General features: G+C 73.1%; 13 protein-coding genes. 9 read left to right on the top strand and 4 right to left on the bottom strand.

Annotated elements, in window-relative coordinates; genetic code table 11:
- Position 1 precedes the first annotated feature (1 nt).
- The 4 genes from ABZ836_RS24055 (at position 2) to ABZ836_RS24040 (ending at position 5,571) form a co-directional block, all read left to right on the top strand.
- Positions 2-1,702 (top strand): hypothetical protein, encoded by a 1,701-nt coding sequence (locus ABZ836_RS24055; protein ID WP_361145267.1) that lies wholly within the window; start codon positions 2-4, stop codon positions 1,700-1,702.
- Between the two features lie 19 nt (positions 1,703-1,721).
- On the top strand, positions 1,722-2,399 hold the full coding sequence (locus tag ABZ836_RS24050) for a hypothetical protein (RefSeq protein WP_356129813.1): 678 nt from the start codon (positions 1,722-1,724) through the stop codon (positions 2,397-2,399).
- A gap of 695 nt (positions 2,400-3,094) precedes the next feature.
- On the top strand, positions 3,095-3,865 hold the full coding sequence (locus ABZ836_RS24045) for a protein phosphatase 2C domain-containing protein (protein ID WP_356129814.1): 771 nt from the start codon (positions 3,095-3,097) through the stop codon (positions 3,863-3,865).
- The gene (locus ABZ836_RS24040; RefSeq protein ID WP_361145263.1) at positions 3,862-5,571 is read left to right on the top strand and encodes a hypothetical protein; all 1,710 of its coding nucleotides are present in this window, start codon (positions 3,862-3,864) and stop codon (positions 5,569-5,571) included. The genes ABZ836_RS24045 and ABZ836_RS24040 overlap by 4 nt, the downstream gene beginning before the upstream one ends.
- A gap of 28 nt (positions 5,572-5,599) precedes the next feature.
- Here the strand turns inward: ABZ836_RS24040 and ABZ836_RS24035 are convergent, their stop codons facing one another.
- From ABZ836_RS24035 to ABZ836_RS24025, 3 genes are all read right to left on the bottom strand, one after another.
- Complete coding sequence (locus tag ABZ836_RS24035) at positions 5,600-6,319, bottom strand: Crp/Fnr family transcriptional regulator (protein ID WP_356129818.1); 720 nt, start codon at positions 6,317-6,319, stop codon at positions 5,600-5,602.
- Between the two features lie 66 nt (positions 6,320-6,385).
- Complete coding sequence (locus ABZ836_RS24030; protein WP_356129820.1) at positions 6,386-6,901, bottom strand: Pycsar system effector family protein; 516 nt, start codon at positions 6,899-6,901, stop codon at positions 6,386-6,388.
- A 119-nt stretch (positions 6,902-7,020) separates the two neighbouring features.
- Positions 7,021-7,758, bottom strand: a complete 738-nt coding sequence (locus ABZ836_RS24025; RefSeq protein ID WP_361145259.1) for a MerR family transcriptional regulator — start codon at positions 7,756-7,758, stop codon at positions 7,021-7,023.
- Positions 7,759-7,917: 159 nt separating this feature from the next.
- Here ABZ836_RS24025 and ABZ836_RS24020 point away from each other — a divergent pair, with 159 nt between their 5' ends.
- From ABZ836_RS24020 to ABZ836_RS24005, 4 genes are all read left to right on the top strand, one after another.
- On the top strand, positions 7,918-9,447 hold the full coding sequence (locus ABZ836_RS24020; protein WP_356129822.1) for an NAD(P)/FAD-dependent oxidoreductase: 1,530 nt from the start codon (positions 7,918-7,920) through the stop codon (positions 9,445-9,447).
- The gene (locus tag ABZ836_RS24015; RefSeq protein WP_361145256.1) at positions 9,444-10,397 is read left to right on the top strand and encodes an alpha/beta hydrolase; all 954 of its coding nucleotides are present in this window, start codon (positions 9,444-9,446) and stop codon (positions 10,395-10,397) included. Before ABZ836_RS24020 ends, ABZ836_RS24015 begins: the two co-directional genes overlap by 4 nt.
- Positions 10,394-11,281 (top strand): SDR family oxidoreductase, encoded by an 888-nt coding sequence (locus ABZ836_RS24010; protein WP_356129826.1) that lies wholly within the window; start codon positions 10,394-10,396, stop codon positions 11,279-11,281. Before ABZ836_RS24015 ends, ABZ836_RS24010 begins: the two co-directional genes overlap by 4 nt.
- An 80-nt stretch (positions 11,282-11,361) precedes the next feature.
- Positions 11,362-11,544, top strand: coding sequence for a hypothetical protein (locus tag ABZ836_RS24005; RefSeq protein WP_356129828.1), 183 nt, complete (start codon positions 11,362-11,364; stop codon positions 11,542-11,544).
- A gap of 255 nt (positions 11,545-11,799) precedes the next feature.
- Here the strand turns inward: ABZ836_RS24005 and xth are convergent, their stop codons facing one another.
- Entirely contained in the window at positions 11,800-12,603 is an 804-nt protein-coding gene (gene xth / locus ABZ836_RS24000; protein ID WP_356129830.1) for an exodeoxyribonuclease III, read from the bottom strand.
- A gap of 88 nt (positions 12,604-12,691) precedes the next feature.
- Between xth and ABZ836_RS23995 the strand changes: the two genes are divergently transcribed.
- Entirely contained in the window at positions 12,692-13,168 is a 477-nt protein-coding gene (locus tag ABZ836_RS23995) for a GNAT family N-acetyltransferase (protein ID WP_361145251.1), read from the top strand.
- The last annotated feature ends 26 nt before the right edge of the window (positions 13,169-13,194 follow it).

Below are 13,194 nucleotides of genomic sequence, written 5' to 3'. Positions count from 1 at the left end.
CATGTCCCTGTCTCTGATTCTCAACGAGACCGCCATACCCCGCGGCGTGGTGGGCACCCGCCGCGACCTCCCTCCCGCCTTCGCCGTGGTCTATCCCGTGGAGGGCAGCGGCCGCTTCGAGGTGGAGCGGGAACGCACACGGGGCCAACGCTGGTTCGGCGGCAACCGGCCGTGCTTCGTCGTCGACCTCAGCGACCACCGCCGACAGGCGAACGTCACCCGCACGCCCTTGACCTGCCGGGACGGCGCGCACCGGTTCCGGGCGTCGATGGACGTCGGCTTCCGGGTCCACGACCCCGCGGCACTGGTCCAGCGCAACGTCCGCGACGCGCTCGCGGTCGTCTACGGATGGGTGACCGACGTGGTCCGCCGGACCGCCGCCCGGTTCCCCGTGGAGGAGGCCCGGCAGGCGGAGTACCAGGTCAACCAGGAGCTGAACCGTGACATCGCACTGCCGGAAGGCATCACCATCTTCCACTGCCGGGTGCGGATGGAGGCCGACGAGGCCGTGGAGAAGCACCTGCGGGCACTGAGCGAGGAGACCCGTCGCCGGCAGCTCGGGCACACCACGCATCTGACGGTGGTGCAGCAGACCGAGGGCGAGGAGGAGGTCCGCGACCTGCGCGACAGGGCGGAGGCGAGACGGATGACGGAACGGCTGTCCGCCACCGCGAACGAGAGGATGGACATCGAACGCCTGGTCCGCCAGCACCTGGCGCGCCATCCGGACGACACGGCCACGGTGCTCAACCTGCTGACGCAGCTGAAGGCCGCGGAGTCCGCACAGCTCCAGACGGCGTCCCAGCAGCGTCAGGACCTGATGCGGTACCTGGTGGAGCAACAGGTCCTGGGCAAGGCGGACCTGGACGGGCTCCGCCGCGAGGCCCTGGGAGTGGACACCGGAGCCGCCGCCGCGCTGGACCCGGGCTCTCCTGTCGCCTTCTCGACCGCGCCGCCCGCGGTGGGCTCCCCGGACACTCCGGCGCCCGCCGCTCAGCAGACGTCCGGTGCCTCGACGGGCAACGCGCCGGTCTCCGCCGTCTCGCGGACGGGCGTGGTGCCGGTCTACCTGGTCGTCGACGCCTCCCCCGCGACCTCGGGCTGTGTCACCGAGCTCGAGAACGCGATCCGCTCGCTGCAGACGGTGCTGAGCAACAGCAACGAGATATCGGAGGCCGTCCGGTTGTCCGTGATCACGTACTCGGACGGCGCGGACGTCATCCTGCCGCAGACCAGGGTGTCCTGGACCACCGGCATGCCGTCCTTGCACGCCTCTGCGGGCTGCCGGTACCGCCCGGTGTTCCGTCGCCTGCTGGATCTCGTGCCGCAGGAGACGGAACGGCTCAAGCAGCAGGTGCCCCGCGTGGTGCGCCCGGTCGTGTTCTTCCTCTCCGTGGGCGGCCCCGAGGACGACACGGAGTGGCCCGCGGTGCACACGGCCCTGATGGGGCACGAGTTCCGCCCGCACATCGTGGCCTGCGCCATCGGTGAGGACCGGGTCCGGCTGGCGGCGCGGATCGCCTCCCGCCCCGAGCTCGCCGTGACGGCGGTGGAGGGGGCGGACCTCGGGCGGTCGGTGGTGCAGTTCTCGGTCTTCGTCCAGCAGACGGTGCTGAACCTGGTCCGGGGCATGCTGGCGGGCCGCATGGACATGACGCTCGCCTGTCCGGAAGGGCTGACGCCCGTACCGGTGGAACGGTAAGCAAGAGAGGGGAACGGGGATGAGAGAAGCAGAGGGGCAGTTGCTGCCGGTGTACCTGCTGGCGGACGAGTCCGGCTCGATGAACGAGTACGTGGGCAATCTCAACGAGGGCATGCGCTCGCTGCACATGGCGCTGCTGCGGGAGCCCATGGCCGCGGCCAAGATCCGGTTCTCGGTGCTGGGCTTCGCCAACTCGGTGACCGAACGGTTGTCGCTCGCCGATCTGCGCGACGAGTCGGAGCTTCCCCGACTGTCCGCGTACGGCGGCACCAGCTACCTGGCCGTGTTCGACGACCTCCGCACCCGCATTCCGCAGGACGTCCGGACGCTGAAGGCCCAGGGGTACCGGGTGCACCGCCCGGCCGTCTTCTTCCTCAGCGACGGACTGCCCAACGACGGTGCGGACTGGCGGGAGGCGCACCGCCGCCTCACCGACCGCACCCGGACGCCCGCCGCACCGAACATCGTCTCGTTCGGGATCGGGAGCGTGGACGCCGCGACCATCCTCGCGGTGGCGACCGAGCAGAACTACGCCTATGTCTCGGTCCCGGGCACGGACCTGGGGTCCTGCATCGCCGGGTTCTTCAGCAGCCTGACCAAGAGCGTCGTGGAGTCGGGCAATTCCATGGTGGCGGGTACGCCCACGCTGTCGGTGACGCCGCCGGAGGGGTTCGTCATGGCGATCGACGAGGTGTGAGGATGGGCCTGCACCGGCTGTTCGGAACCCTCGCGGGCCTGCTTCCTCTCGGTCCTCGCGGACGGGGGGAGGCCGACGACTGGGACGACGGGGTCTGGCGGGCCTCCGAGGACCGGCCCTCACAGGTCCCGCGCCCGGTCACGGGGCAGGACCCCCACGCGCCGTCGACGGTCGACCATCGGCCTGTCGGTCCCGCCCTCCCCACGCCCTCCCACAGTGCCGGACAACCGCTGCCCGGCCCTCTCCGGCGCCCCGACCGGGACGAGCCGGACGGCTTCTTGCCACCTCCGGGTCAAGAGGATCCGCCCGCGTGGACCGGTCCCGGTCCGTCCGGCCCGTCCCTCGGGCCGGACGGGGCGCCGCCCCGTGGATCCGCCGTCCTTCCCGTCGGCCCGCTCCCCGGGCCCGGCGGCGCTCCCGGGAGCGGCCCCGACGACCGGGCGTCCGCAGGTGCCTGGGGCGCCTCACCGCCGCCCGGCGCCGCCCCGCCGTCTCCGCACCGCGCGGGTCCACGGCACGCCGCTCCGCCGGGCGGCCGGGGGGGTCCGGGAACGCCGCCCGATCTGCCCGGCCGCTGGGAGCGCATCCCGACCGGCCGGCCTGCCTCGCGGTTCGAGGCCAAACCCCCGCCCTCGGACCCTTACCGGCCGGACACCTTCTGCGACGGCTGGTCGACGCCGGAACTGACCGTCCGGGTGGCCTCGGTCCGCGGCGACGCCCACCGCTACTCGGGGGTCCCGCGTCAGGACGACGCCGTCGTCACCTGGCACCCGAGGACGGGCACGCTCGTCTACGCCGTCGCGGACGGAGTCTCCTCCGCGGTCACGTCCCACGTCGGTTCCACGCTGGCCTGCCGTACGGCGGTCAACGACCTGCTGGCCCAGCTGGAACTGGGCCGCTCCGATCCGGACTGGTCCCGGGTCCTGGCGGCGGCTTCCTTCCAGCTGACGATGCGTATCACCGGCGGGCGACAGCCCGGCGGCAGGGAGGAGATGGCCGCGGCCCGTCAGGCGGCCAACCGGGATCTGGCCACCACGCTCGTCGCCGGCATCGCGCGGGCGGACGGTGAGGGCGGCCTGCGGGGGCGGCTGGTCCGTGTCGGCGACTCGTCGGCCTGGGCCCTGGAGGAAGGGCGCTTCCGTGAACTGTTCCGGGACGGGCAGGAGGAGGACGAGTTGATCTCCACCTCACACGTCCGTCCGCTCCCCTGGTACCCGGACCCGGTGGAACCCGTGTCGTTCCGGCTGCCACCGCGCGCCGCTCTGCTGATCGGCACGGACGGTTTCGGGGTCCCCCTGGGCCCGGGAACCGGCCGGGTCGGCGAGCTCTTCCGGCTCCTGGAGGAACCTCCCGCACGCCCGGTCGTCCTCGCCGATCTCCTCGACTTCTCCAAGGAGACCTTCGACGACGACCGGACGCTGCTGGCCGTCTGGCCCCGCCACCGGCTCGCGGAAGGACTCTCATGAGCGGATACAGCGTTCCCCGGGTGCCGTACGCGTCCCTGCGCCTGGGCGCCGAAATCGGCAAGGGCGGGCAGGGAACCGTATGGGCGGTGGAGGACCGGAAGATCAATGGGCGGTGGCCCGTGGTGTACAAGGAGTACCAGGCCGACGCCCTCGCCCGGCTCGAGGTGGAGGCCCTGGAGTCCCTCGTCGCCTTCGTCCCCCGGCTGGCCCCGGCCGACGGCCTCTGGCTGGCGGAGAACAGCTGCTGGCCGGCCGGACTCGTGACCAGGGACGGCACGGTCTCCGGCCTGCTGATGCGACGGATCCCCGAGGAGTTCTTCGCCGAGCTGCTGGGCCAACGGTCCACCACCGGCGTCCAGTACCTTCTCAACCCGCCGTCGTACCTGGCCACCGCCGGGATCACCCGAGCCATGGGAGAGGTCACACCGCGCCGGCTGTTCGGTCTGCTGGCGGACGTCGCGACGAAGGTCCACCGCCTGCACCGGCTCGGGGTGGTGGTCGGCGACCTTTCCCCGAAGAACCTGCTCTTCACCTTCACCGGGGACCGACCCCGCTGCTTCTTCATCGACTGCGACTCCATGGGAGTGTCCGGCACCTGGGCGCTGCCGCCCGTGCACACGGACCAGTGGCAACTGCCCCACCGTGAGCGGCCCATGACCACGGCGGGCGACGCCTACAAGTTCGCCCTGCTGGCGGCACGGCTGTTCATCCGCGATCAGCGGGGCACGGACCTCGCCCCCTTGCGCGCCCTGGCCCCCGACGTCGCCGAAGTGGCCCGGGCCACCCTGGAGTCGGGCCCGGCGGACCGGCCGGTGATGTCCAGGTGGCTGGACCCCCTGCGGCACGCGGCGGAGACCGCGCCCGACGAGTGGCCCCGGCCCGCCACCCCCCGGACCCCGCCCGGGCCGGCCCCCGTGAACGCGTCCACGCCGGTGTCCACCGCCGCACCTCCGCCGCCCGGTGCACGGCCGCGGGCGGGCGGGGCCGTCCCACCCCCGCGGGCGGCCCAGCCGGCACCACACCTCACCCCGACGCCGACGACCGGGCGCGGCCTCCGCGGTCCGGGACTCCTCGTGGGCCTGATCGCCGTGGTGGTCTTCCTCTTCGCCCAGCTCAACGGCACGGGCGACGCCACCCAGGCTTCGTCCGGATCGTCCGGCGTGACGGCCGGCACCGGCACGGGGGCGACAGGACCGGGTGGCACGGACACGACCGGCGGGGGCGGCTCCTCCTCCGACACCTCCTCCGGCACTTCTGCCGAGCAGGGACAGGCGGAGCGTCTGGACTCCCTCCTGGCGGAGAATTCCGGGCGGCGGCAGAGCGTGCAGGGGGCCGTCGAGGCGCTGCACGCGTGCCACGACCTGTCCTCCGCCCGCGAAGTCTTCCAGGACGCCGCCGATACCCGGGCCGCCCTGCTGGACCAGCTCTCGGGACTGGACCTGGACGCCCTCCCTGAGGGTCTGGTGAGCGATCTGCGGAACGCCTGGGACGCCTCCGAGGACGCGGACCTCGCCTACGTCGAGGTCGTCGACGAGGTCTCGGGATCCTGTTCGCCCTCACGGGTGGCCGCGGCGGGAGCCTCGGCGGAGGCCGAGGAGGCGAACAGGCGGGCGACAGAGGCCAAGAGGGACTTCGTGGCCGCGTGGAACCCGCTCGCCGCCGAGCACGGGGCGTCGATGTCCGGCCTGGAGTGGTCCGACCTCTGAGGGCCGACGGGGACGTCCGCCGCCGGCCTCAGCGACCGCCCCCGTCCTCGCCCACGCGCTTGAGGGCGTCCGGGTCGTGCAGGACGATCCGGTTCCGTCCGGTGGTGACCCAGCCTTCGCGCCGCCACTGCTCCAGCAGCCGGCTGACGGTCCGGCGGGACCCCAGGACCAGCCCGGCGAGATCGTCCTGGGAGAGGGGGAGGCCTATCTCGGTCTCCCCCGACGCCCCTCGACGGCCGTGCAGAACGGCGAGTTCGAGGAGCAGCCCGGCCAGCCGTGCCGCGCTGGAGTCCGCGCCGGCCGCGGTGCGGTGACGGTCCGCCTCCCGGAGGCGGACGGACAGCACCCGGTTGACCGCCCGGGAGACGCACGGGTGCCCCTGGGCGACGTCCGAGAACACGTCGGCGGGCAGCCGGAGCGCGTGGACGGGGGTGAGCGCCGTGAGCGTGGCGGACCGGGCACGGCCGTCCAGCCCGGACTGTTCGCCCAGCAGGTCGCCAGGTCCGCGAAGAGCGAGCACCGCCTGGTAGCCGCCGGCGGACACCGTGCTCACCCGCACGCAGCCTCCGAGCACCACCAGAAGGTGATCCGTCAGGTCGTGCTGCCGGACCAACTGAGCGAGAGCCGGGTAGACGGCCTCCTGTCCGGCCTCGGCGAGCGCCTTGCGTGCCGGGGCGTCGAGGAGACCCCAGAAGGCGGTCCTCCCGCCTCGGCCCCCGAGTTCGACGACCGCCGGTCGCGCCATCATCCGTTCCCTCCCGTGGAACCCTCCTTGTCGCCCTCCGCGCCGCGCTTCGGCCGGCCGGACGGCACATCATCCGGTGAGGGCCGCCGTCGTGATCACCAGGGCACCGGTCACGGCCGCGGCCAGCGACAGGCGGACGAGCCGCTGCTTCCTCCACAGGATGGTGCTCATCCGGACCAGTTGCCGGGAGAGCGCCGGAAGCGGATCCTGCTGAACCAGCTGGTCGACGAGCGCCTCCGGCTCCCAGTGCCGCAGGTGACCGTAGTAGACGATCTCTCCCGGCCTGGCCGCCGACGCCTCCGTCGTGTCCTGGCGCGGGACCACTGCCGCGACGGCGAGGACCGCGGAGAGCCCCAGCACCACCGCCCCCGCCCACAGCAGCACCATGGGTCCTGCGCCGGAGATGTCACCCAGCACCCGTCCGTCCCCTCGCAAGGTGGCCACGCCGGCCAGCGCGGCCGACTCGAGGGCCAGGGCGAAGGACGCCTTCGCATCGATCGTCCTGGTCCACTCCGCCAGCGTCGCGTGCAGCCGCCAGGCGGTCCCCACCGCCTTCTCCCGCTGCTCCTGCTCCCCTTCGGACACTCCCCGCCCCTCCCCTGTTCCCCCTGGGCCGCTGCGACCCTGCGCCCCTGCGGACAGCGCTCGCGCGTGTGTGTGTCATGGCGCGGCAACACGGGACGACGCTCGGGGAGTTACCCGCTTCACCCCTTGCGCAACCGCCGGTCCAGGGCGAGGGAGAGTTCCGCCTGGACCACGCTGCGGGCCAGCGGACGCAGGCGGTGCGCCTCCTCGGCCGGGGCGTGCGCGGCCACCAGCTCCGCGAAGAGGTCCGCGATCGCGTCCGCGTGCTCCCGCACCCGCCGCCCCGCCTCCAGCACCGCCCCCAGCGGGATCCCCTCGCGCACCAGCGCCGACGACACGTCCAGCAGGTTCCGGCTGATGTGCACGAACTCCTCGCCGTCCACGGCGACATAGCCGAGCTCCATCGCGGCCACCAGGTTCTCGGGCGTCACCTCCCCCGCGAACCGCTCCGCCAGTTCCTCCGGCGAGAGCCGCACCGGGGTCTCCTCCGTGGGGGCCACCCCCAGCAACTCCCCGACGCCCCGGCCGTGTTCGAAGGCGTCCGCCAGCTCGGCGATGCCGCTCAGCGTGTGCCCCCGTTCCAGCAGCGCGGCGATGGTCCGCAGCCGCGCCAGGTGGCGTTCGTCGTACCAGGCGATCCGCCCCTCCCGCCGCGGCGGGGCCAGCAGCTTGCGTTCGCGGTAGAAGCGCAGGGTGCGGGTGGTGATGCCGGCCAGCCGCGCCAGCTCCTCGGCACGGTACTCCCGCCCGCCGCCACTGCCACTGTCGCCGTGGCCGCCGCCCCCGTGGCCGCTGCCGCCACCGTCGCCGCCCGGGCTTTCGTCGTGTGCTGCCGCCGTCGCCGCCTCGTCCGTCACGCCGATCACCCTAGGCCGTACCGCCGGTAACTTTCCTCGCCCCGACCCCTACCCATCAGTACGCCCCTGCCCTACGCTCCGAACAGAACAGTGCCAGTGAACACTGGCAAGGTTCGCACGGCCCAGGCAACGACCAGACAGAGCGCGGGAGGCGGCGCAATGGCCGACTACGAGCACGAGCACGTACGGGTGGCGGTGATCGGAGCCGGCTTCGGCGGCCTCGGCGCCGCGGTCCGGCTACGGCGGGAGGGCATCACCGACTTCGTCGTGCTGGAACGCGCCTCCGCCATCGGCGGCACCTGGCGCGACAACAGCTACCCGGGGTGCGCCTGCGACGTGCCCTCGCACCTCTACTCGTTCTCCTTCGCCCCGAACCCGGACTGGCCGCGCGCCTTCTCCGGCCAGCAGCACATCCACGCCTACCTGGAGAACGTCGCCGACACGTTCGGCCTGCGGCCGCACATCCGCTTCGACTCCGAGGTCGAGCGGATGACCTGGGACAAGCAGGACCTGCGCTGGGTGATCGAGACCCGGTCCGGCACCCTCACCGCGGACGTCGTGGTCAACGCCACCGGCCCGCTCTCCGACCCCAAGCTGCCGGACGTCCCCGGCATCGACTCCTTCCCGGGGAAGGTCTTCCACTCCGCGCGGTGGGACCACGACTACGACCTCACCGGCAAGCGCGTCGCCATGGTCGGCACCGGCGCCTCGGCGATCCAGATCGTGCCCGCGATCCAGCCGAAGGTCGGCCGGCTGACCGTCGTGCAGCGCACGCCCCCGTGGGTGATGCCCCGCGCGGACCGTCCGATCGGCGGGCTGGAGCGCGGCATCCACCGCGCCGTGCCGCTCACCACCAAGATGCGCCGCGGCGTCCTGTGGGGCATCCGCGAGCTCCAGGTCCAGGCGTTCACCAAGCACCCCGACATGCTGGGCGTGGTCGAGAAGCTGGCGAAGGCCAACATGCACCGGGCGATCAAGGACCCGGCGCTGCGCCGCAAGCTGACCCCCGACTACCGGATCGGCTGCAAGCGCATCCTGCTCTCCAACACCTACTACCCGGCGCTGGCGCAGCCGAATGTGGACGTGGTGGCGAGCGGTCTGGCCGAGATCAGGGGCTCCACGCTGGTGGCCTCCGACGGCACCGGGACCGAGGTCGACGCGATCGTCTTCGGCACCGGCTTCCACGTCACCGACATGCCGATCGCCGAGCGCGCGGTGGGCGCCGACGGGCGGACCCTGGCGGAGACCTGGAAGGACGGCATGGCGGGCCTGCGCGGCACCACCACGGCCGGCTTCCCGAACTTCCTGCTGGTCATCGGGCCCAACACCGGCCTCGGCAACTCCTCGATGATCCTGATGATCGAGGCCCAGCTGAACTACCTCGCCGACTACCTGCGGCAGCTGGACACCCTCGGCGGCCGGGCCGCGCTGGACGTCCGGCCCGCGGCGCAGGACGCCTGGACCGACCGGGTCCAGGAGCGGATGAAGCGGACCGTGTGGAACACCGGCGGCTGCACCAGCTGGTACCTGGACGCGAACGGCCGCAACACCACCGTCTGGCCGGGCACCACCTCCGAGTTCCGCAGGGCCACCCGCCGGGTCGACCTGCTGGAGTACGACGTGATCCGCCCCGAGCCCGCCACCGCGCACACCGACCCGGACTCCGCCACCGTGGAGGCCGCGGCATGAGCGGCACCCGCACCGGCCTGGGCCGCTACGAGCCCCCCGCGCCCACCCGTGAACTGATTGCCCTCTCCGCGGACGGCGCCCGCGTCGCCGTCCAGGTCCACGGCCCCGAGGACGCGCCCGCCGTGGTGCTGGCCCACGGCTGGACCTGCTCCGTCGCCTTCTGGGCGGCGCAGATCCGCGACCTGTCCGGCCGCTTCCGGGTCGTCGCCTACGACCAGCGCGGTCACGGCGCGAGCGCGCTGCACGCCCCCGTGGGCACCGAGCAGCTCGCCGACGACCTCGAGGCGGTCCTCGCCGCCACCCTCGCCCCCGGCGAGAAGGCGGTGATCGCGGGCCACTCCATGGGCGGCATGACCGTCATGGCGGCCTCCGGACGCCCCGGCTTCCGGGAGCACGCCGCGGCCGTGCTGCTCTGCTCCACCGGCGCCTCCGTCCTCGTCCCCGAGTCGACGGTGGTCCCGATGCGGCGCGGCGCGGTCCGCACCTGGCTGACCGGGCAGATCCTGGGCTCCCCGCTGCCGATCGGCGGCCGCCCCACGGCGTTCAGCCGCAGGATCCTCAAGTACGGGACCATGGGCGCCGGTTCGACGCCGCAGATGGTGGAGGCCTGCGCCCGTGTGGTGCACGCCTGCCCCACCAAGGCCCGGCACGCCTGGTCCCACGTCCTGGCCTCCCTCGAACTCACCGAGGGCGCGCGGCGGTTGCAGGTCCCCACCGAGGTGATCGTGGGCACCGGGGACCGGCTGACACCGCCGGTGCACGCCCGTACCCTCGCCCAGGAACTGCCCCACTGCCTGGGCGTGACGGAACTCCCGGGCCTCGGCCACATGACCCCCGTCGAGGCGCCGGACCTGGTCACCGAGCGCATCCGCGCCCTGGCCGCCGCCTACCTCACGCCCGGCGCCACGGCCGGCGAGAAGCCCGAGCACACCGAGGAGAGCGCCGCATGAGCAAGGTCAACCTGGAAGGACGGGTCGCCGTCATCACCGGCGCCGCGCGCGGCGTCGGCGAGCTGCTGGCCCGCAAGCTGTCGGTGCGCGGCGTGAAGGTCGCGCTGGTGGGCCTGGAGCCGGAGCGGCTCAAGGAGGTCTCCTCGCGCCTGTACGCCGAGAGCGACTGGTGGCACGCCGACGTCACCGACCAGGACGCCATGAACCAGGTGGCGGCCGAGGTCAAGGAGCGGTTCGGCCGGGTGGACATCGTGATCGCCAACGCGGGCGTCGCCACCGGCGGCCCGCTGATGCACTCCGACCCGGCCGCCTGGCGCCGGGTCATCGAGGTCAACCTGATCGGCTCGGCGGTCACCGCCCGGGCCTTCCTGCCCGCGCTGGTGGAGACCCGCGGCTACCTGCTGCAGATAGCCTCGCTCGCCGCCCTCACCCCGGCGCCGATGATGTCGGCCTACTGCGCCTCCAAGTCGGGCGTCGAGGCGTACGCGCACTGCCTGCGCGGCGAGGTCGGCCACAAGGGCGTGGCCGTGGGCGTCGGCTACCTGTCGTGGACCGACACCGACATGGTCCGCGGCGCCGACCAGGACGACGTGATGCGCGAGCTGCGCAAGCGGCTGCCGTGGCCGACCAACAAGACCTACCCGCTGGGCCCGGCCGTGGACCGGCTGGTGGACGGCATCGAGCGGCGCTCGGCGCACATCTACGCCCAGTGGTGGCTGCGCGGCATGCAGTCGATCCGCGGCGCGCTGCCCACCCTGATCGGCACGATCGGGCCGCGCGAGGTGCGCCGCTTCGACGACCGTCTGGACGAGGTCGGCACCGGCCTGGTGGGCGCCGGAGGCGCCGCCGACCAGCAGGAACGGACCGGCCGGCACAGCGCGTGATGATCGAAATGCGGTGCGTGCGCGGGCGTGTCACGCTGGTCGGGCCCCGATCCCCTCACCACTCTTGGGAGTGAACACACATGGGCCTCAAGGACCAGTTCCAGGACAAGGCCGAGCGTCTCCAGCGGGAGGCCGACCAGCGCGTCGGCCAGAAGCGGGACGACGTGGCCGACCGCTCGTCCCGCCGCTCCCCGGAGCGCGAGGGCGACCGCTCGCGCCGCTCCTCGTCGAACGAGGACGTCTACGACGAGGACACGATCTGACGCGTCGCCCGCCCGGCCCCTGGCCCGGCTCGCACGGCCCGCCGTGCACCGAGGGCGCCCCTCACCGAGGGGCGCCCTTCGGGCTGCTCGGAGGCCGCGCACCTCCGCCCAGAGTCCGCGGACCTCCGCCCAGAGTCCGCAGGCCACCGCCCATAGGCCGCTGACCGCCGCACCGAGGCCGCAGGCCACCGCTCAGAGGTCGCGGGCCACCGCACCGAGGCCGCAGGCCACCGCACCGAGGTCGCGGGACCCCGCTCAGAGGTCGTAGACCACCGTGACCGGCGCGTGGTCCGACCAGCGCTCGGCATGGGTGGCGGCCCGCTCGACGCGGCCCGAGACGGCCCGGTCGGCGAGCCCCTTGGTCGCCGCGTGCAGGTCGATCCGCCACCCGGAGTCGTTGTCGAAGGCGCGACCCCGGTAGGACCACCAGGAGTACGGGCCCTCCATGTCCGGGTGCAGCGCGCGGATCACGTCGACGTACCCGCCGTCGCCCGCGGACAGCACCCGCGTCAGCCACTCGCGCTCCTCGGGGAGGAAGCCGGAGTTCTTCCGGTTGGCCCGCCAGTTCCTGAGGTCCGCCTCCTCGTGGGCGATGTTCCAGTCCCCGCAGACCAGCACCTCCCGCCCGTCGGCCGCCGCGCGCTCCCGCAGGGCCTTCAGGTAGGGGAGGAACGCGTCCATGAAGCGGTACTTCTCCTCCTGCCGCTCCGTGCCGACCTCGCCGGAGGGCAGGTAGAGGCTGGCGACCGTCACGCCGGGCAGGTCGGCCTCCACGTACCGCCCGCTGCCGTCGAACTCCGCCGACCCGAACCCGGTCCGCACGGCGTCCGGCTCACGCCGGGTGTAGAGCGAGACCCCCGCCCGGCCCTTGGCGGCAGCCGGCGCGTGGACGACGTGCCAGCCCTCCGGCGCCCCGGCGGCCTGCGGGAGCTGTTCCGGCTCGGCCCGCACCTCCTGGAGGCACAGCACATCGGCGGAGGTCTCCGCGAGCCACTCGACGAAGCCCTTCTTCGCGGCGGCACGGAGTCCATTGACATTGACGGAGGTCACGGTGAGCACCGGAGCACAATACCGGCACACTGGACGAGACCCGCCCACCCGTTCGCCCGGCCCCCGGCCCTCCCGCACGAAAGTACGATCCGTGTCCATGAACATCCGCAGCGTCCCCTTCGACCACCCCGACGCCGTGAAGCTGAACGACGAGGTCCAGGCCGAGTACCAGCGCCGCTACGGCGACGGCGGCGACGCCACCGTGCTCCACCCCGAGGACTTCCGCCCGCCGCACGGCCTCTTCCTGATCGCCTACGACGACCGCGACCGCCCGGTGGCCACCGGCGGCTGGCGCGCCCAGGACGAGAACGGCGAGGGCAACGAGGACGGCGACGCGGAACTGAAGCGGATGTTCGTGATCGAGCAGTGCCGCGGCCGGGGCCTGGCCCGCCGCATCCTCGCGATGCTCGAGGAGGACGCCCGCGCCGCCGGCCGCACCCGCATGGTCCTGGAGACCGGCGACCAGCAGCCGGAGGCCGTCGCCCTCTACGCCTCCTCCGGCTACGACCGCTGCCGGAAGTTCGGCTACTACCGCTTCCACGAGAACAGCATCTGCATGTCCAAGCAGCTCTGAACCCGGCCGAAGACCGGTGAGGCCCC

The sequence above is a fragment of the Streptomyces sp. NPDC047130 genome (assembly GCF_040643475.1).
Classification (GTDB): domain Bacteria; phylum Actinomycetota; class Actinomycetes; order Streptomycetales; family Streptomycetaceae; genus Streptomyces.
The sequence above is the reverse complement of the archived record's forward strand: the minus strand, read 5'-3'. Positions and strand labels throughout refer to the sequence as shown.